This is a genomic window from Pseudomonas sp. IT-P171 (assembly GCF_949767765.1).
Taxonomy (GTDB): Bacteria; Pseudomonadota; Gammaproteobacteria; order Pseudomonadales; family Pseudomonadaceae; genus Aquipseudomonas; species Aquipseudomonas fluorescens_B.
Map to the genome: position 1 here is coordinate 183,956 of NZ_CATKQN010000055.1, position 17,087 is coordinate 201,042.

Consider the following 17,087-nt stretch of genomic DNA (forward strand, 5'->3'; position numbering starts at 1 on the left):
CTTAATTCGCGCCAAAGTAGTCATCGAGAGGGATTCATCCGCCTCAATTAGGAATAACCTCATACGGCGTATTACTGATAAAGACATTCAGCCAACTTTCTTCCCACTGCGGCATTGAAACCGTGAACACTTTGCTTTTCTTGTTGAAGTCGATCCAGGTAATACCGACCTCGTTATCATCCTCGTACGCACGCATATCTAGCGATTGAGTATCGTACAACGGGCTTCGATATACTTTGGCTGAATCCTTCGAATCAATAATTCTTAAGTACGCCATACCGCCAAGCATGAAAATTCTGCCGACACGCACATTCTCAATTACGTAATCTCCTGAAGGGCTGGCCTTAGTTGTACTTGCAGGAAATCCAAGCATTGCGTTTACGCAATAAACAAACAATGCAAACAACAGCACCAACGAGAGACTGATAGACCACAACCACCTCTTGCTAAACGTGATCATTTTTTAACACCCACATTTTCCGCAACCACACCAACGCTAAATGTGCGCATTATTTATTCCAAACGTTAATAACTGTTAATGGAATACCCTGATAGTGCACGTCAGATAAAACCTGAAAGTCGCCACCCTTACCGAACTCAGCCCGATATTTCACAAAGTGGGAGTTCGTAATATAAAAATAGCGCGCACTGTCTATTTCCTTAAACATAGCTTGAGAGTCTTCGGCACTGAGATACGGATTCGACGCGATGTCTGACCTCATCTGCGCCGCGCCGGCATTTGCAGTGGCTGCATAGGCAGGGTTGGCTACCCCATCAAAATTCCAAAAACCCAGTGGTTGACTGAAATTATCTTCCGGTGCGTCATTGAAGTCGTAGGCATCCTCAGCATAAAAGCCGATACGCTCAACAAATAGTTGAATGCTATCTACAGAGACGACTAACTTCCCTTCTGGAAATACGCGAACGTTAAAATTTGCCAGCGCAGCCCGGAGCTCATCGGTTTTCTCTATCAAGCCGAATTTGACCGCTCGATTATTACTGTATCCGAACTCTTCAACCTTTCTTGCACCTTCAAACTTGAAAGGGTAAACGCCTAGAGTCGAGCCAAGATACTTATCTTTGACTTTCTTGCTTATATTTTTTCGTCCAGCAGGATTATCCCAAACAAACTTCAACTCTTCAATTACAGCCTTGGCAGGTTCAAACCGCATCAGCCAAGCCATTTTCACGATGGTATCTTCTACATAATTGACGTCTGCAAGAGCGGCGTGGTCTTTGACCTCTTTGCTCATAGCGCCGTCTGTGGTTGGCCATGGCTTGCCATTGAACCAATGGCGCATGAGCTTCGCAGCAACCGGCCATTTCATCTTATCCATCGCGCCAGGTATATCTGTGATTTTGAATTGACGAACAACTGCTGACTTACCAGCCTGATTACTCGCTGGTGTCAGACTTGAAGCTATTGTTGTATCCGCCATATCAAAAACCCTCACTCGTTTTATCCAATTACAACTTCGGATTGCTGCTCAATAATCAACTCATACGTCTCAGCTACCGATGACGAAATTTTCTGCGTCTTGCCGTCGGCGCCTGTGACACCACTGATTATTTTTCCCGAGGCTGTTTTGAAACTGTATGCAACTCCAGGCAACGGCTTCCCGGTGTCCTGGCAATTGATCACGTAGTGCTCGTTAAACGGCCACTGAATCTCCACCGGCAACGGCGCCACAAACGGCACCGGCGAATGCGAATTCCCGATAATCACCGTCCCGGAACCCGCCGTAACTTTGTTGCCATGAGTCCCGACGGAATCCACCGTTGCCGCCGGTTTGCCGTTAATCAAAACCGTCGTCGCCAACCCGCCCGACATCGCACCACCACACGCCGAGGCATCGCCTTGGCGGGCGGCCGCGAGGCCGTCGAAGAACACATCGCCGGAACCGGCGGCGATCGGGTTGGTGCCGTGGCCGGGGAGCGGGCAAGCGGTGGGGTCGGATACGCGTGCTGCGGGTTTGCCGGACATACGAATCTCCTTAGTTGACCTTGACTTGACCGCTGCCATCCAGGCGCGCGGCGAAACTGACCTGGCGCTTGAAACCATCAACTTCGAGCAGGCCTTCGATGCTGAAGGACAGGCGAAGCTGATCGTGATCACGCGGCAGGGAGATGACACGCACATTGCTCAGGCGTGGCTCGTAGGCTTCGATGAAATTTTCGATGGCCAGACGGGCCTGACTCAGGGAGTCGTGCAGGCTCAGACGCATGTCATTGAGATCGGGTAGCCCGTAATCGGACAGCGTTTGCACGCTGCCCGCACGGGTGCTGAGCATCTTGGCCAGATGGGCAGCCACGGACGCCATGGCGGAGACCTCGCGGCTCCAGCCGACGCGTTTGTCCGCGTCGCCACCCAGGCGTTCGAAAAGGCTGCCGTATCCAGTCATGAGTTAGGCTCCGCTTACTCTTTGTCCAGCTTGCCAACCAGCGACAGGGTGAAATCGGCACCCATGTACTTGAAGTGCGGGCGCACGTTCAGGCTGACGCGGTACCAGCCAGGCTCGCCTTCGACATCGCTGACGATGATCTGGGCAGCGCGCAGCGGACGACGGCCACGGACTTCGGCGCTTGGGTTTTCCTGGTCGGCCACGTACTGGCGGATCCACTTGTTCAGTTCCAGCTCGAGGTCGGTACGTTCTTTCCACGAACCGAGTTGCTCGCGCTGCAGCACTTTCAAGTAGTGAGCCAGGCGGTTGACGATCATCATGTACGGCAGTTGGGTGCCGAGCTTGTAGTTCAGCTCTGCGGCCTTGCCTTCTGCGCTGATGCCGAAGAACTTCGGCTTCTGCACCGAGCTGGCGGAGAAGAACGCCGCGTTGTCGGAGCCTTTGCGCATGGTCAGGGAGATGAAGCCTTCCTCGGCCAGTTCGTATTCACGACGGTCGGAAACCAGAACCTCGGTAGGAATCTTGGTTTCGATTTCGCCCATGCTTTCGAAGTGGTGCAACGGCAGGTCTTCAACCGCACCACCGCTCTGCGGGCCGATGATGTTCGGGCACCAGCGGAATTTGGCGAAGCTGTCGGTCAGCTTGGTGCCGAACGCGTAGGCGGTGTTGCCCCACAGGTAGTGCTCGTGGCTGTTGGCGACGGTTTCTTTGTACACGAACGATTTGACCGGGTTTTCTTCCGGGTCGTACGGGTTACGCAGCAGGAAACGCGGCACGGTCAGGCCAACGTAACGGGAGTCTTCCGATTGGCGGAAGCTCTGCCATTTGGCGAATTGCGGGCCTTCGAAGTGATCTTTCAGATCCTTCAGGTCCGGCAGGCCGGTGAAGCTTTCCAGGCCGAAGAATTTCGGGCCGGCCGCGGCAATGAACGGCGCGTGGGACATACAGGCAACGCTGGACACGTACTGCATCAGCTTCACGTCTGGCGAGCTTGGGGACATGAAGTAGTTAGCGATGATCGCGCCCACAGGCTGGCCACCGAACTGGCCGTATTCAGCGGTGTAGATGTGCTTGTACAGGCCGGCCTGCATCACTTCCGGCGAATCTTCGAAATCGTCCAGCAGGTCTTCTTTGGAGACGTTGAGGATTTCGATCTTGATGTTTTCGCGGAAGTTGGTGCGGTCGACCAGCAACTGCAGACCACGCCACGACGATTCCAGGGACTGGAAGTCCGGGTGGTGGAGGATCTCGTCCATCTGACGGCTGAGCTTGGCATCGATCTCGGCGATCATGCGGTCAACCATGGCTTTCTTGACCGGCTCACCGTTGTTCTGCGGCTTGAGCAGCTCTTCGATGAAGGCCGACACACCGCGCTTGGCGATGTCGTAGGCTTCGTCGTCCGGCGTCAGGCGGGTTTCGGCGATGATGCTGTCGAGAATGCTGTATTCGCCGTTCTCGTTACTCTTTTGCTGCGCTGCACTCGTGCTCATGTTGGCTTCCTTGGCTGATGGAGACTCAGGCGTCCTGGGCTGCGGCGTTCAGGCCCAGCTCACCCAGTACGCGACCGCGGGATTCGTCGTCGGCGAGTACGCCTTCGATGGCTTTGCGGAACGCAGGCGCGTTACCCAACGGGCCTTTGAGGGCCACCAGTGCGTCGCGCAGTTCCATCAGTTTTTTCAGCTCGGGCACTTGCTCGACCAGCGAGGCCGGGTTGAAGTCCTTCATCGAGTTGACGCGCAGTTTCACGGCCAGTTCTTCAGTGTCGCCTTCTTCCTGAAGACGATTTGGCACGCTCAGCGTCAGGCTCAGCTCTTGCTTGGCCAGCACTTCGTCGAAAGTCATTTTGTCGATGCTGATCGGCTTGCGATCTTCGACCTTGCGTTCGTCCTTGCGGTGGGTGTAGTCACCGATTGCCAGTAGTTTCAACGGCAGTTCAATCTCTTCCTGGGCACCACCGGTGGCAGGTTTGAAGGTGACGTTGATGCGTTCCTTGGGGGCTACCGAGCCTTCTTTGGCCATGGCTTTTCTCCTTGCGGTTGTGGCCCTGGGGCCTATTCGAGTACCACTTCGAGATCGAGGTGGCACAGCCTGCGATAAATCTCTTCCTTGCGTTCACGTACGGCATGGTTCTGCGGCAACAACTCGCAGCAGCTATGCAGTAAATGCAGCACTTCCAGCGCAAGATCGGGCTCCCAGGCGTGCAGGCCTGAGTCCTGTAATGTTTGGTCGAGGGTTTCGAGTTGGGTCTTGGCCAGTTCGTATTTCTTGGCCATGAAACACAGCCGCGCGAGGGCGAACTGCCAGAAGAATCGGACGCGCCCGCCGTGGGCACTTTGCAGGCCCTGCTTGAGGATTTGCACGGCAGCCTTGAGGCCGTCCTTGCGCAGAATCGGCAGGACTTCTTCCAGGGCCAGTTCCCAGGCCGGCTGGGTGTCGGCGACTTCGACCTTGCGCGGCGCACTGGCGCTTTGCAGGTGCGGCATGACATTGGCGCTGACCCAGGCACGGGTGGCCGGATCGGCGAACGGAGCACCGTCATGGAAACGCAACTCGACGATGCCAGGCAGGCGCTGAACCAAAAGCGCGAAGTGGATTTCCACTTCGCGCATTGCCATGTCGGCGTTCAATGCCTGGAGACATTCCCAGACCATTCGCTGGCCATCGAACCAGAACGGTGCCTTCGCCAGGCTCGCCTCCAGTTCCACCAGCAGGTCGGCGTATTTGCCCTGATCGTAACGGTCCTGATAGGCCTTGAGCTTGTCGGCCGGCAAGCCGCGCAGCACGGTGATCTGTTCAGCGTTGCGTTCAGGGACGGCGTCGATGGGCAACCACAGCAACGTGCGATTGAGGCGCAGGGCGCGCAGGTCGGTGGCTTTTTGCTTGAGCCACCAGGCACACAACGGACGGGCGCTTTCCTGCTGGGCGCGCAGGGCCTTGTGGGCTTCTTTTTCGTTGTCGATCGGCGCGCCGGGCGTTAACAGTTGTGTCGCGACTTGTTTGACCTGAGCCACCGCAGCACCGACCACGCCGGGCTCCGGCTGGTTGTCGGCGGCGCGTTGCACCATGTTTTTCAGGCGGCGGGAGATCGGCAGCAGCAACGGCGCGTCATCGCCCAGATGCTCGGTGCACGCGGCGTCGAGGCCCTCAAGGTGTTCGACCAGCCGCCGGAACATCGGCAACTGCTCTTTGATCGCGATATTTTCAGTCAGCACCTGCTCAAGACGCGGCACCAGCCAACTGATCGCAGCGGTGCGCGTGCGGGCCTTGTTCGGGTGGACGTCGGCCCAGTGGCTTTCGCACAGGTAGTGCAGCAAACCGAGGCCGGCGAGCAGGCCTTGAAAGGATTCGCGCTGGTACAGCGCCCAGGTCAGCCAGGCGCCGACGCGCAAATCCTTGGATTGGGTACGCAGCAGGTTTTCGCTGTTTTCACGGATTTTCAGCCAGTCGATCTGACCGCTTTCGTGCATGGACGAGGCTTTGGCCAGCTCACTTTCCAGTGCTTCATATTCGCTCGAGAAGCGAACATCCTCGCCCGCGAAATTCTCTTTGGAAACAGAGACTTTTGCGAGTTCAAGGTAATGAGCAGAAAGTTTGCTTGAGTAGGACATCCATGGCCTTTAGTTTGGATTACGGTCATACGCCCATTGGAATTCCAACGGCGAGGGACGGTAACGAAGAGCTGCGAAGAGTCTCATCCAATTGAGATCGTGCTCTTACAAAGTGGGCGCATCGTACTCACGATGATGGCCACTAGCAAGCACCCGAGTAAACAATAAGACAAAGTGTGTTTATCACTCCTAGGAGATTTCCCTATATATAGCAAGGGAATCCCTGAGATCGGCTCAACTGTTTATTGTTCGGCCAGCAGGCCGGAAACCGTTGAGATAGAGCCATCCAGCCTCTCATCCTGAATAAATCCCGTATTCATTGCCTTTGCACTCCCTGAGGCGGACGTGAAGCATGCCAAAAATATAAAAGGAAGAATGTAGGAGCCTTCTGAAATGTTACTGATCGCAATGAATAAATCGATGAGTGACAACAGTCGACTAGAAAAGTGCCATCATAATGATGGCATTTTATAATTAACACGAAGTTCCAGAATGGAACTTTCAGTATCACGGAAATTTCATACTTCGCTTCAGGATCCCTCCTACATCAATACTTTGGAGGCCTTGTTAGCGTGCCCGGCATTTTGACGACTTAATTCGGTCACGCACGGCTCGGCCGTCGCGATTTCTTTCTCTCTCTGCTTAAGGACGAGCAAAAAAGCAAAAGGATAAGCGCATGTCGACACCGGCCAATACTGCCCCACTCCGCCCTTGTGATGAGACATCCATGGATGATCACCACATCCCCCCCGACTACCTCCGATGCCTGCCCATCGAGCTACACAGCGAGGCGGAGGCCTTCATCCGTTATCTGCGCGAGCTACCCAGCAAATCGCCGGTCGAATGCCCAAAGTGCGGTCATCCACGCTTCAGTGTGGAAGCCAATTCAAAACCACGTATTCCCTCTTACCGCTGTGCCGCTTGCAACAAAGGCTTTAACTGTCTGACGAAAAGTCCGTTTTCAGGTTTTGGGCTAATGCACCTTTGGCCCGCTTACGGCCAATACCTATTGGCGGGCTGGTCCATCCATAACGCCGCCAAAGCGCTGGGCGTTGCACCCAGTACCACAAGTCGCTGGATTAAACCCTTGCGCACGGCAATGGCTAAAGAATTTCCAGCGCTGTATCACTGGTGGTCTGCGCGACACGATAGAACCAACCTGGAACCCCCGCCGCATATTGCGGCACAGGCCCAGGCATTTCTGAACGGCTTAGAGCATTTACTGACCACTCAACAGGCAGATTGTCCGAGGTGTGGCTCGCGTGATACGCAGCGCGTCGATGAGCTGCGCCCCAACTTCTACTGCTCTGTCTGCTCGAGCACGTTGAGCTTGCTGCGCGACACGGTGCTGGCTCGATTGGGTTATCCCGAACACTGGATGGGCTTTGCTCAAGGGGTGATCAATGGTGAAACCGTGGTGGACCTGCAACGGCGTACGGGGCTTTGCGTACCTGCGTGCAAGCGCTGGCAAGTGCGCTTCTTGCAGATGCTGGAACAGCAGGGCCACGACGATCTAATCCAGTGGATTACCTGGCTGCGAAGTCGCCGGGTAAAAGAGGTAGGTGACTTTGTGCGTGAAGGCGGACACATGGAGGCTGTAACCGGCTCTCGCTATTCCGCTGATTCGAAGCGTCGTTTTTCCGTTCCGCCGCACCTGATACGTAAGAAGCACTAGTGACATCTGGGACAGTAGGAGTGGAGCGACACCCAGTGCGCTCCCGCTGCGCTCGTAGAATCAACATTTGGTAATGCGGGAGCTTTCAGACAGTGCTTCGGGACTCTTCCTACATCACTCCCATCCGCGCGCTGATAGCGTTTCCGGTTCTTGCGTAACTCCAGGCCGGGCACGGCTCGGGCGTCGCAGCTTTTTATCTCTTAGCTCAAGGACGAGCTACTCGGAAGCAAAAGGACAAGCGCATGCTTGCATCGGCCACTGCTGCCCACTTCACCCTCGTCATTGCGACGGTTCACAACGATTTTAAAGTGCTGGCCTTCGCAGGCACTGAAACCATCAGCGCCTTGTACTCGATCCAGGTTGACCTGGTCAGCGAGCATCCGGATTTCGATCTGGAAAGTTTGCTAAGCCAACCCGCATTTCTCCAATTCGGGCATAACGGCGAAGGCATTCACGGCCGCATCGAAAACGTGGTTGTCGGTGAATCGGGGAAGCGCCTGACCCGTTATCACCTGACCCTGGTGCCAGCGCTGCACTACTTGCAATTCAGTCACGATCATCGAATTTTCCAGAACCTGACAGTGCCCCAAATCATCACTCAGGTTCTCAAGAGGCATGGCATCCAGACGGATGTGTTTACCTTCCATGTCAGCACCAGCGTCGAACGCGAGTTCTGCACTCAGTATGGACAAACTGACTTCGAGTTCGTCCAGCGCCTGTGCGCCGAAGACGGTATTGCATGGCATCACCAGCATTCGCCTGAGAGTCATTTGCTGGTGTTCACCGACGACCAGGTCTTTTTACCGACCCTCGGCGCAACCCCCTATCGGCAAGACACCGGCATGGTGGCCGAGCATCCGGTCGTCCACCGGTTCGCCATGGGTTTCAGCACTCGCACCAGCACGGTCACACTCCGCGACTATGACCAGAAACGCCCTGGTCTGTTGCTGGAAAGTAGCTTCACCGCGGAATTCACCCCCGAGCTTGAAGACTACCGCTATCCGCTGCTGATGAAGTCTGAGAAACATGGCAAACAGCTCGTCCGCCAGGCACTGGAGCGACACCGTAGCGACTATCAGTTGGTCGAGGGAGCAAGCAATCAGCCGACGCTGCGTAGCGGTTACTTGTTCGACCTGACCGAACACCCCCGCACAACCTGCAACGGCATGTGGTTGCTGGTGAGCCTTCATCACGAAGGGAAAGAACCGCAATCTCTGGAAGAAGCGTTCGTCAGCGACGACAAACCCGCCAACGGTTTCACTCAAGGCTACCGCAACAGTTTCAGCGCTATTCCGTCAGACGTGCTCTACCGCCCTCCTCTGCCCCCCCGAAAACCTGTGTTGGTCTGCCAGACCGCTCGTGTCACAGGTCCGCCCGGAGAGGAAATTTTTTGCGACGAATACGGCCGGGTTCGCGTCGAAATGCCTTGGGATCGAGCAGAACTCAACAGCGAAAAAAGCAGTTGCTGGCTACGGGTTGCCTCCAGTTGGGCCGGCGAGGGATTTGGTGCAGTGACGATCCCGCGCGTCGGGATGGAAGTCGTCGTGACGTTTCAAGAGGGTGACCCGGATCAACCGTTGATCACCGGGTGCGTGGTCAACAAGGTCACGTCCGTCGCTCATCAACTGCCCGAGAACAAAACCAGAACGGTGCTACGCAGCCAAAGCTCACCGCGCAATGGCGGCTACAACGAATTGTCGATTGAGGACCGCGCAGGTCGGGAAAAAATCTACCTGCGCGCACAACGCGACATCGAGCAACTGATCCTCAACGACAGCCATAGCCTAATCAACAACGACCGCTTCGAGCAGGTGGACAACCACAGCACCAGCCTGATCAAGGGCAAGGAATTGCACACCACCCAAGGCATGCGCAGCACGGTGATTGGCGGTGACGAGTTGATCACTATCAGTGGCAACAGCAGCACGACGTCCACTGGTTCGCTGGTGATTCAGGCCGGTCAACAGGCGCACGTCACCGCCAGCAACGTGGTGATCGATGCGGGCATGAGCCTGACGCTCACGGCGGGTGGTCACCACATCGTCATCAATGCGGGCGGGATCTTCAGCAGCGTGCCCATCGTCGAGGGTGGTGCGCCACTGGCGGGTATTCAGCCGTTACAGGCGCTACAAGCTCCGGCTCGCACTGCCAATGCCGCTATCGCCAACCCAATGTCCATCGTCGCCAGCGCCCGACAGCAGGCGGCGGACTACTGCCCGCTTTGCGAGGCCTGTCTTGCGGGCCAATGCAGCATTGGAGAAGTCGCATGAATACCCTTGAACAATGGCTGTTCGATCAGTCCCGGTCCGCGCGGGAGCTTTATCTGATACTCGACTCGGATGGCCAGCTCGACGAGCGCAACGCATTAACCAAGGAACTGGGCGCCGATCAGTACCGCAATCTGTATGTGGGCACGGCGGCGAATTCAATGGCACAAGCAGGCCCAGTTCTTTTTCGGATCGGAACCGTCAACCATCCGGTCATCCAGGCGCTGCTCGCCACGCCCGAGCGTCATTGGGGCTGGCTGGCCAGTGCCACCCTCACGGACCTTGATGCCTTGGTCACCCACTGGCGCGACCGGCTGGTGGTCGGTGAGCGCCCGAATCTGGCGCTGTATCGCTTCCACGATAATCGCGTATTGGCGCGCGCCCTCAGCTATCTGCAATCTGAGCAATACGCCGATTATCTGGGGCCGATCGCCAGCGTCTGTTACTGGCACGCCGAGCAATGGACGGTCACGGACAACCCTGACCCCGGCGAACATCCGCTGCCAGTCGATCCTGCCTGGTTGAAAACTCCGACGCCGGAGATTGTCTACGCGAATGTGCAGTTCGATAACACGCGCCGCTACTTGGTCCGTGAACACACCGAAGCCTTGGTTGCCCTTGCCACAGAGCGCGATGTGGATGACTGGTTGTGGGGCTTGATTCAATTGGCCCGTTTGTGGGGCTGGCAGCAACCTGAGCAGATGCATTTTTTGTTGACTCAATGCTTGAAAGCGCCGGGGTACTTGCCACCCAAGACATGGCAACCGAAGCCGGAGGAGGACTCAGCGGCGCATTTTGAGCGGGTGTATCAGCAAGTGTTGTATTGGGAGGGAGATGCACACTTATAAAGCGCGTCGTCAGTACCTTAAAAACGTACAAAATCACCCAATCAATGCGAACGTTCAAAACGACAATATGAAAAAAATTAAATTAGTAGCAAACAGAATGATCGTAATTTTGATTACGACCTCTTTGACTGGTTGCATTGGTTACGCCCTAAAAATACCTGATCCTTATACACGCAGCGGAGACAAAACAACCCATGAGTGGTGTGGGATTACGCTATGGGCTCTAATTTTACCAATCCCATTAATGCTGCCTGTATGCAAGGTGTACAAGGACCAAAAATTCAACTCTGATTTTTATGCGTGCGGCCCTCTTATGTTTCTAGGACCTTTAGTTCATAGCTACAAAGGGAACGCTTTGTGTGGAAAATTCTCCGGATAACCAAAGGTAAGCGCAGAAGGGAAGTGACCTTCTACATACCGGCTGATCGCAACACTTCCCCCGTTTACTTTGGCTGCACGGAAAACAAGGATGAAAGCCTATGAAACATCAAAAAGCGCTGGGGTGCTGTGGTGCTGCTTTGCACGTGAAACGGGTTATTCAAAGCTTAACCCTCTCCGCTGCTCTTTCCCTTACTTTGGGTTGTGCTGCTGTTGGAAAGCGGGAGACATTTACCTTCGTTCCCGATTTCCCGCCTGACTTCAAGTACGAACTGACGGCCAACTACGTGCCCGCCCAAGGGCAGACGTGCACCGTGCCGGGTGGGAAAGGTACTCAGCTCGGTTTCAACAAGGTCTACATGGAATACGAAGCGACTTCCGAGATCCCGCTTTACAGAACCGTGAGCGGCTGTCCGCTGGCGTTGAACCGTGTGGAGGTCGAAGTGACGGGCATCTTTGGCCCGGAACGAAGTGATAGAAGCACTGACTATGCCGCAATTGCCGTGCGTCCAGAGTTGTTAGAGCGACAAATGGGCACCTTCGACAGCGACGGCGTAGGTGAGTTCTTTGGTGAATGCCAGTGGGCATTTCGCACAGTCGGCCCCAAGCGCTACCTGATAAAACTGCTCACCTGCAAAAAAATGGATGAGCAGGGAAATATCGCCCGAGGTCGTCCTTTCACGGCCTACACACTGACTCAGTTACCGGGGAAAACTGTAAAGCTGAAAATCAAGCTAGCGGGTGAAGAACTGCCAGGCTGGGGTGACACTTGGGTCAAAGTCCCGGGAGGCTGGAAGCGCTGTATGGGAAAAGGCAATGAAGACCAGCGTGGCTATTGCAATGGAAATTACAAAGATTTCAGCAGTTTCAGAATGGTGGATGAACGGATCTGCACCATTTACCCGGGCTGCACGGAAGACAAGGACGAAACCAAATGAGCATTCAAACTTTAGCAGTAAGTGATGTGCCTTTTATGGGGGGAAATATCCACGCCTGCCCATTACGCGGTCACTCGACGAGCTTTCAGTTAGTAGACGAATTCGGCGACGGCAAAGCCTATGCAGGCTTGATTTATGAAGTCATCGATTACGAAGACGCTGTCTACACCGGCAAATTGGATGCTACAGGCGCCGGAAAAGTGGATAACCACTACTGCGGCCCAGTAATGCTCAAAGTCGATCAGCCCTTCCAAGGATCAGAAGAACTTTACAAGGATCTAAGAGATAGACCGAACTACCCTCTCCCCATCACTGAACTACAAGTACGCGCCGAAAAAGCCCGCTTTTTCGATATATCAGGCGTACGCACTCTCGCAAATCCAGCAAAAGACCTCGCCGATCCCGAAGCCTATTACCAGGTTGAAGTGAGCGAACTGGTCAAGCACGTTGCGCATTTGCCGCCCTTGGCCTCGCGCAGCGCCCCACCCAACACGGTGTTACACACGCTGTTCCGCCAGCCCGCAAAAACCAGATCATTCACGCTTCAGAATAAAGGTGCCACGGATGGAGGAATGGGCGCTGTCATGACCCCGGCAGACATGGGCATGTCCGAACTGGGGTTCGCCCCGCCGACGCCCAAGCCAAAAGGCATCGCCTTACTGCCAAACAAACACCATGTGCTGGAAGTACGCCCGATGAGGGCGCTGCGGCCGATGTTGTCGACCAGCAACGAGTTTTGCGCACTCAACCTTTATCAACTGGCACTGATGTCGACATTGAGCTACACCGATTTTGGTCAAGAACCAAACACCCAGCCCGTAACCTCCGACAGCGTGTCATTTCCACTACGGCCCAGCAGCGGCAACTGGTTCGGTCATGCCTTGCCGCAATTTGAAGAGCTATGGCAAGTCGATGACTCACAGACTGCGAAGTTCTACCCCCTGTATGAAGAGGTGCCTTACTCCAAACGTCTGGAAGTGGTGCCGTTCGACCCGCAGTTGTATCCAGAGGTTAACGACCCCGAGTTGGGTGCGGAGCAGGAACACCCGACGAAGCTGCACTGCCTTGATGATCGCGAACTAGAGGAAAGCTCGGACACTCAGGCCTTTATCAGCCATCACGACGAGTTGATATTGATCAGTGTCAGGGGAACCAGTGAGAAATGGCCCGACGCCTGGCTTGATGCGGATGCCCACCAAGTTCCCTTCGAGGAAGGGGATGGCAAAGTGCACAACGGTTTTTATCGGGCTGCCAAAGTGGCCTACACGTTTGCTGTGAAGTACTTGGAAAAATTCTACAACGGGCAAAAGTTGGTGATTTGCGGGCACAGCCTTGGCGGTGCGGTAGCGCTGTTACTTGCTGAGATGCTGCGACGCAATAAACGGTATCAACCGGAAATCGTGCTTTACACCTACGGCGCCCCCCGCGCCGCCGACTCAACCTTTATCGAAGCGGCACAACCGCTGCACCACCACCGCGTCGTCTTCCACAACGACCCCGTACCCAGCGTTCCTTCCACCTGGATGAACACGCCATCCAACCGGGTTCCGGCCTATGCCACCCATGGAGCGGTACTCGCCCTCCACCCGGTTGGTGGTTTGGCTTTCTTCATCGGCGGGATCACGAACTTCACGGGTGACCCCTATGGGCATCACGGCAAATTACGTCACTTCATGCCGGTGGACTTCGACGACGGACGCCAATCCTCGATTCTCTGGGAACCCAGTTGCAGTACGATCAACGACCATGGCTACGCCGAGGCACTGCGGCAGACCTATGGCTTGCCCAAGCGTGGTTCATTCCTGCGGCAGATAATAGACGGCGGCCATCACTCGATGGTTGGCAGCTACATTCCCGGCTGCTGGGCCACCCTGCGCCGCTGGCAGGAAGCGCAGGAACAAAGACGTCCGCGTGTGACGTTTACGGAATACGAGCGGGTCAGCGCCAACCTTGAAAACGTCAGAAGGCAACTGAACGCTTTACGCATGAAACTCGAAAAGCAGTCACGCACTTATGCCAATCCTCAGCGAGATGCCCAAGACATCAGGGATCTTGAAAAAGAAGTCGAAAATCTCCGGATGACCCAAGCTCGCCTGGAGGCGCCGCACAAGCACACAGTCACCGTGGCCGATGTTTATGGCAGCCATGCCGACCAGCCCGAGAGGGTGCAAGAAAGCCTGCTACGTTGGAGAGCCCATCCGAAAAATACTGCCCACGATCCACTGGCGATGATTCCGTCACCCCCCGAAGACAATGACGCGGCTATTGCGGCAATTACGGGCGGGCATGCGGTGGGCAAACCGTTCCATTTGGATATTGATTCGATTGTGTAGCGCTTGCCAGAATCAAAAAAAGTGGCAGTGTCGCTGCCACTTAAACACGTCTGACCGATCTTGTTTAAAAGCCTTGTAAGTTACTTCCTGAGAGCTACAGCACCTTGCGTCGTTGCCTACGGCTACGCCAGAATCCGCCGGCTTGTGCGCCTTGGGGGCGGTCGGTAACTTGGTTCCTGTCACTGCCCATCAGTGATCGGGTTTAGTCGCCCGGTTAGTCATCCACGGTTGCACAATTGTCATCCAGTCAGGTTTCGATTGAACTTGATGGTGGCTGTGCGCATGGCGCCTTCTGGCGCGCCGGGTTTGGATGCTTACCGGTCGACTAACTTGCGTACAGCCGCCTCCCTTTCGTTTAGTCGCGAGATGGTCGCGGCCCAACTAAAGGAAGCTCCCATGTTCAAACCAACCCCAAACCCGCCAGACACCGACCCGATCTCCCCCTACGAAAGCCCCGACTCCAATAAACTCAACGAAGCCGCCGAGCGCGCCCTCGACCATCACTTCCCGCCAACCGAACCAAAACCACCAAAGCGCAACGGCCAGCTCTTCAGCGTCTGCCCCGGCATCAACACTGAAGCCCTCCTCGCCAACGCCTCGGAAGACCTGCTTTCCATCAGCGCCATCGCCGCCGACCTCGCCGACGATGTGGACGGCTCACGCCGCTCCGTAGCGCTGGCGCTTAGCCGCATGGCCGACGGCGTGCATTTGTTGGTGGAGCGCGCACTGGATCATCTGGATGAACCGGAGATGGCGGCGATTTTTGCCAAGCAACAACTCCGCGTCGATTGACCTGTAGGAGCCGGCTTGCTGGCGATAGCGGTGTGTCAGGCGACTTCAATGTTGATTGGTAAGCCGCTATCGCCAGCAAGCCGGCTCCTACGAGGGTCTTGTGTTGTCTAATCCGTAGGTGACCGGCATGACCTTCGCACCCACAAAAAAATGGGCACCCAACCCAGTTGGCGTGCCCATTTCTTATTCCGCTCCCGCGCTACGCGGGAAGTCGGTCGGTGTTACGGATTGACGCTGTCTTTCAACGATTTGCCTGGCTTGAATGCAACGGTGTTGCTGGCCTTGATTTTCACGGGCTCACCGGTTTGCGGGTTTTTGCCGGTGCGGGCTCCGCGGTGGCGTTGCAGGAAGGTGCCGAAGCCTACCAGCGTCACGCTGTCCTTGCGGTGCAGAGCGCCGGTGATTTCTTCGAGAACGGCGTTAAGTACGCGGTTGGCCTGCTCTTTGGTGAGATCTGCTTTTTCAGCAATTGCTGCGGCGAGTTCTGGTTTACGCATTAGTGAAGCCCCTTTGACGGTTTTTTGTTGTTATGTCCGTGCTGTTCTCGTTGGAACAGCGCCCAAAGCGCCGCAGGTGCTCTACTCTGCGGCAGACGGGAGTGAGAATGGCACGCACGGAAGAGCCGCGCCAGTCTCGGCGCGACGTTTGTAGGGGCAAAAGCGGGGTGATTCCGACAGAACGACCGGTATTTACGCCAGCAGCGGTGGAAGTTCTTTGTTCAGTGCGAGTTTTTCCATCACCGCCGTGCCTGTCAGGGCATAACCAAGCAGTTTCCCGGCTGCATCGCGGCATAAAACCTTGAGGTCGGCGCCCTGCCCTTCGACGGTCCACACACCCTCCAGACCTCGTGGCGGCGGTGAAACCACCAACGGACAGACCGGCGTTTTGACGGTGATTGGCATCGCGCCATAGCTCACCGCTGTCGGGTTTCCGGCGAGGGTCTGGGCCAGCGCTCTCGCACAGCTCATGAGGGGCATGACGTACAGCAGGTTCAGCCCATCGACTTCGGCGCAGTCGCCCAAGGCGTAGATATTGGCGTGAGAGGTTTTCAGGTGACGGTCGACCATCACGCCACGATTGACCTGCACACCGGCCGCGGCCGCCAGGTCGATGCGCGGACGCAGGCCGATGGCGGACACCACCACGTCGCAAGGGATGACCTGACCGTCTGACAGATGCGCTTCCAATCCCTCTTCAACACGCTGCAAACGGTTGAGCACCGGCCCGAGGTGGAAACGTGCGCCCAGACTCTCCAGCCCGGCCTGGACCGCAGCGGCTGCCGCCGGGTGCAGCAGCGTCGGCATGACCTGTTCGCACGGTGCAACCAGTTGCACCTCGTAACCGCCGAGGATCAGGTCGTTGGCGAATTCACAGCCGATCAGACCGGCACCGAGCAACAACACCCGACGCTTGCCGGCCGCTGCCGCACGAAAGCGTGCGTAGTCTTCGAGGTCGTTGATCGGGAACACGGCGTCCGCCGCATCGCCTTCGATGGGCACGCGCACGGTTTCGGCGCCCCAGGCCAGGATCAGGTCGCGGTAGATCACCGACTCTTCACCGATCCACAGGCGCTTGTGCCCCGGGTCGATGCCGCTGATGCGCGTGTGGGTGCGCACTTCGGCCTTCAACTGTTCGGCCATGGCGCCCGGTTCGGCCATGCTCAGGCCATCGGCGTCTTTGTTTTTGCCGAAGCCCGTAGAGAGCATCGGCTTGGAGTAGGAGCGTCCGTCATCGGCGGTAATCAGCAGCAGCGGGGTTTCGCTATCGAGTTTGCGAAACTCCCGGGCCAGGTTGTAGCCAGCCAGCCCGGTGCCGACGATCACGACAGGTGCGTTCATTCCTTACT

General features: G+C 56.2%; 15 protein-coding genes. 6 read left to right on the top strand and 9 right to left on the bottom strand.

The genetic code is table 11. From position 1 onward, the window contains the following. Positions 1–43 precede the first annotated feature (43 nt). From ACM6I5_RS23120 to tssA, 7 genes are read right to left on the bottom strand one after another with little or no spacing between them, the layout of a single operon-like run. Positions 44–460, bottom strand: a complete 417-nt coding sequence (locus ACM6I5_RS23120; protein WP_414884789.1) for a hypothetical protein — start codon at positions 458–460, stop codon at positions 44–46. A gap of 49 nt (positions 461–509) precedes the next feature. Next, complete coding sequence (locus ACM6I5_RS23125) at positions 510–1,454, bottom strand: DUF6402 family protein (protein ID WP_414884790.1); 945 nt, start codon at positions 1,452–1,454, stop codon at positions 510–512. Between the two features lie 5 nt (positions 1,455–1,459). After that, positions 1,460–1,984 (bottom strand): PAAR domain-containing protein, encoded by a 525-nt coding sequence (locus tag ACM6I5_RS23130; RefSeq protein WP_414884791.1) that lies wholly within the window; start codon positions 1,982–1,984, stop codon positions 1,460–1,462. Positions 1,985–1,994: 10 nt separating this feature from the next. Next, complete coding sequence (gene tssE / locus ACM6I5_RS23135; RefSeq protein ID WP_008150080.1) at positions 1,995–2,402, bottom strand: type VI secretion system baseplate subunit TssE; 408 nt, start codon at positions 2,400–2,402, stop codon at positions 1,995–1,997. A 14-nt stretch (positions 2,403–2,416) separates the two neighbouring features. Beyond that, positions 2,417–3,892, bottom strand: coding sequence for a type VI secretion system contractile sheath large subunit (gene tssC, locus ACM6I5_RS23140; RefSeq protein WP_017341541.1), 1,476 nt, complete (start codon positions 3,890–3,892; stop codon positions 2,417–2,419). Positions 3,893–3,917: 25 nt separating this feature from the next. After that, positions 3,918–4,421: a type VI secretion system contractile sheath small subunit gene (tssB, locus tag ACM6I5_RS23145; RefSeq protein ID WP_010465292.1), complete on the bottom strand. Its 504-nt coding sequence runs from the start codon at positions 4,419–4,421 to the stop codon at positions 3,918–3,920. Between the two features lie 32 nt (positions 4,422–4,453). After that, a complete protein-coding gene (gene tssA / locus ACM6I5_RS23150) occupies positions 4,454–6,010 on the bottom strand; it encodes a type VI secretion system protein TssA (RefSeq protein ID WP_414884792.1) in 1,557 nt (518 codons plus the stop codon). 727 nt (positions 6,011–6,737) lie between these two features. Between tssA and ACM6I5_RS23155 the strand changes: the two genes are divergently transcribed. The 6 genes from ACM6I5_RS23155 to ACM6I5_RS23180 all read left to right on the top strand — a co-directional run bounded on the left by ACM6I5_RS23155 (position 6,738) and on the right by ACM6I5_RS23180 (position 15,241). Then, entirely contained in the window at positions 6,738–7,685 is a 948-nt protein-coding gene (locus ACM6I5_RS23155) for a transposase (RefSeq protein ID WP_414884793.1), read from the top strand. A 242-nt stretch (positions 7,686–7,927) separates the two neighbouring features. Then, positions 7,928–9,955, top strand: coding sequence for a type VI secretion system tip protein VgrG (locus tag ACM6I5_RS23160; protein WP_414884794.1), 2,028 nt, complete (start codon positions 7,928–7,930; stop codon positions 9,953–9,955). Further along, positions 9,952–10,800 (top strand): DUF4123 domain-containing protein, encoded by an 849-nt coding sequence (locus tag ACM6I5_RS23165; RefSeq protein ID WP_414884795.1) that lies wholly within the window; start codon positions 9,952–9,954, stop codon positions 10,798–10,800. Before ACM6I5_RS23160 ends, ACM6I5_RS23165 begins: the two co-directional genes overlap by 4 nt. A 524-nt stretch (positions 10,801–11,324) precedes the next feature. Beyond that, positions 11,325–12,116: a hypothetical protein gene (locus ACM6I5_RS23170; protein WP_414884844.1), complete on the top strand. Its 792-nt coding sequence runs from the start codon at positions 11,325–11,327 to the stop codon at positions 12,114–12,116. Next, the gene (locus ACM6I5_RS23175; RefSeq protein WP_414884796.1) at positions 12,113–14,449 is read left to right on the top strand and encodes a lipase family protein; all 2,337 of its coding nucleotides are present in this window, start codon (positions 12,113–12,115) and stop codon (positions 14,447–14,449) included. The genes ACM6I5_RS23170 and ACM6I5_RS23175 overlap by 4 nt, the downstream gene beginning before the upstream one ends. Before the next feature lie 396 nt (positions 14,450–14,845). Further along, on the top strand, positions 14,846–15,241 hold the full coding sequence (locus tag ACM6I5_RS23180; RefSeq protein WP_414880366.1) for a DUF6124 family protein: 396 nt from the start codon (positions 14,846–14,848) through the stop codon (positions 15,239–15,241). 221 nt (positions 15,242–15,462) lie between these two features. Here the strand turns inward: ACM6I5_RS23180 and ACM6I5_RS23185 are convergent, their stop codons facing one another. Next, the gene (locus ACM6I5_RS23185) at positions 15,463–15,738 is read right to left on the bottom strand and encodes an HU family DNA-binding protein (protein WP_003213368.1); all 276 of its coding nucleotides are present in this window, start codon (positions 15,736–15,738) and stop codon (positions 15,463–15,465) included. 192 nt (positions 15,739–15,930) lie between these two features. Further along, positions 15,931–17,079: an NAD(P)/FAD-dependent oxidoreductase gene (locus ACM6I5_RS23190; RefSeq protein ID WP_414880365.1), complete on the bottom strand. Its 1,149-nt coding sequence runs from the start codon at positions 17,077–17,079 to the stop codon at positions 15,931–15,933. Between the last annotated feature and the right edge of the window lie 8 nt (positions 17,080–17,087).

Excerpts from the sequence above, each read along its gene's own strand:
- ACM6I5_RS23120 (WP_414884789.1), bottom strand. The coding sequence starts at position 460 with ATGATCACGTTTAGCAAGAGGTGGTTGTGGTCTATCAGTCTCTCGTTG.
- ACM6I5_RS23130 (WP_414884791.1), bottom strand. The coding sequence starts at position 1,984 with ATGTCCGGCAAACCCGCAGCACGCGTATCCGACCCCACCGCTTGCCCG.
- tssE (WP_008150080.1), bottom strand. The coding sequence starts at position 2,402 with ATGACTGGATACGGCAGCCTTTTCGAACGCCTGGGTGGCGACGCGGAC.
- tssC (WP_017341541.1), bottom strand. The coding sequence starts at position 3,892 with ATGAGCACGAGTGCAGCGCAGCAAAAGAGTAACGAGAACGGCGAATAC.
- tssB (WP_010465292.1), bottom strand. The coding sequence starts at position 4,421 with ATGGCCAAAGAAGGCTCGGTAGCCCCCAAGGAACGCATCAACGTCACC.
- tssA (WP_414884792.1), bottom strand. The coding sequence starts at position 6,010 with ATGTCCTACTCAAGCAAACTTTCTGCTCATTACCTTGAACTCGCAAAA.
- ACM6I5_RS23155 (WP_414884793.1), top strand. The coding sequence starts at position 6,738 with ATGGATGATCACCACATCCCCCCCGACTACCTCCGATGCCTGCCCATC.
- ACM6I5_RS23160 (WP_414884794.1), top strand. The coding sequence starts at position 7,928 with ATGCTTGCATCGGCCACTGCTGCCCACTTCACCCTCGTCATTGCGACG.
- ACM6I5_RS23165 (WP_414884795.1), top strand. The coding sequence starts at position 9,952 with ATGAATACCCTTGAACAATGGCTGTTCGATCAGTCCCGGTCCGCGCGG.
- ACM6I5_RS23175 (WP_414884796.1), top strand. The coding sequence starts at position 12,113 with ATGAGCATTCAAACTTTAGCAGTAAGTGATGTGCCTTTTATGGGGGGA.
- ACM6I5_RS23180 (WP_414880366.1), top strand. The coding sequence starts at position 14,846 with ATGTTCAAACCAACCCCAAACCCGCCAGACACCGACCCGATCTCCCCC.
- ACM6I5_RS23185 (WP_003213368.1), bottom strand. The coding sequence starts at position 15,738 with ATGCGTAAACCAGAACTCGCCGCAGCAATTGCTGAAAAAGCAGATCTC.
- ACM6I5_RS23190 (WP_414880365.1), bottom strand. The coding sequence starts at position 17,079 with ATGAACGCACCTGTCGTGATCGTCGGCACCGGGCTGGCTGGCTACAAC.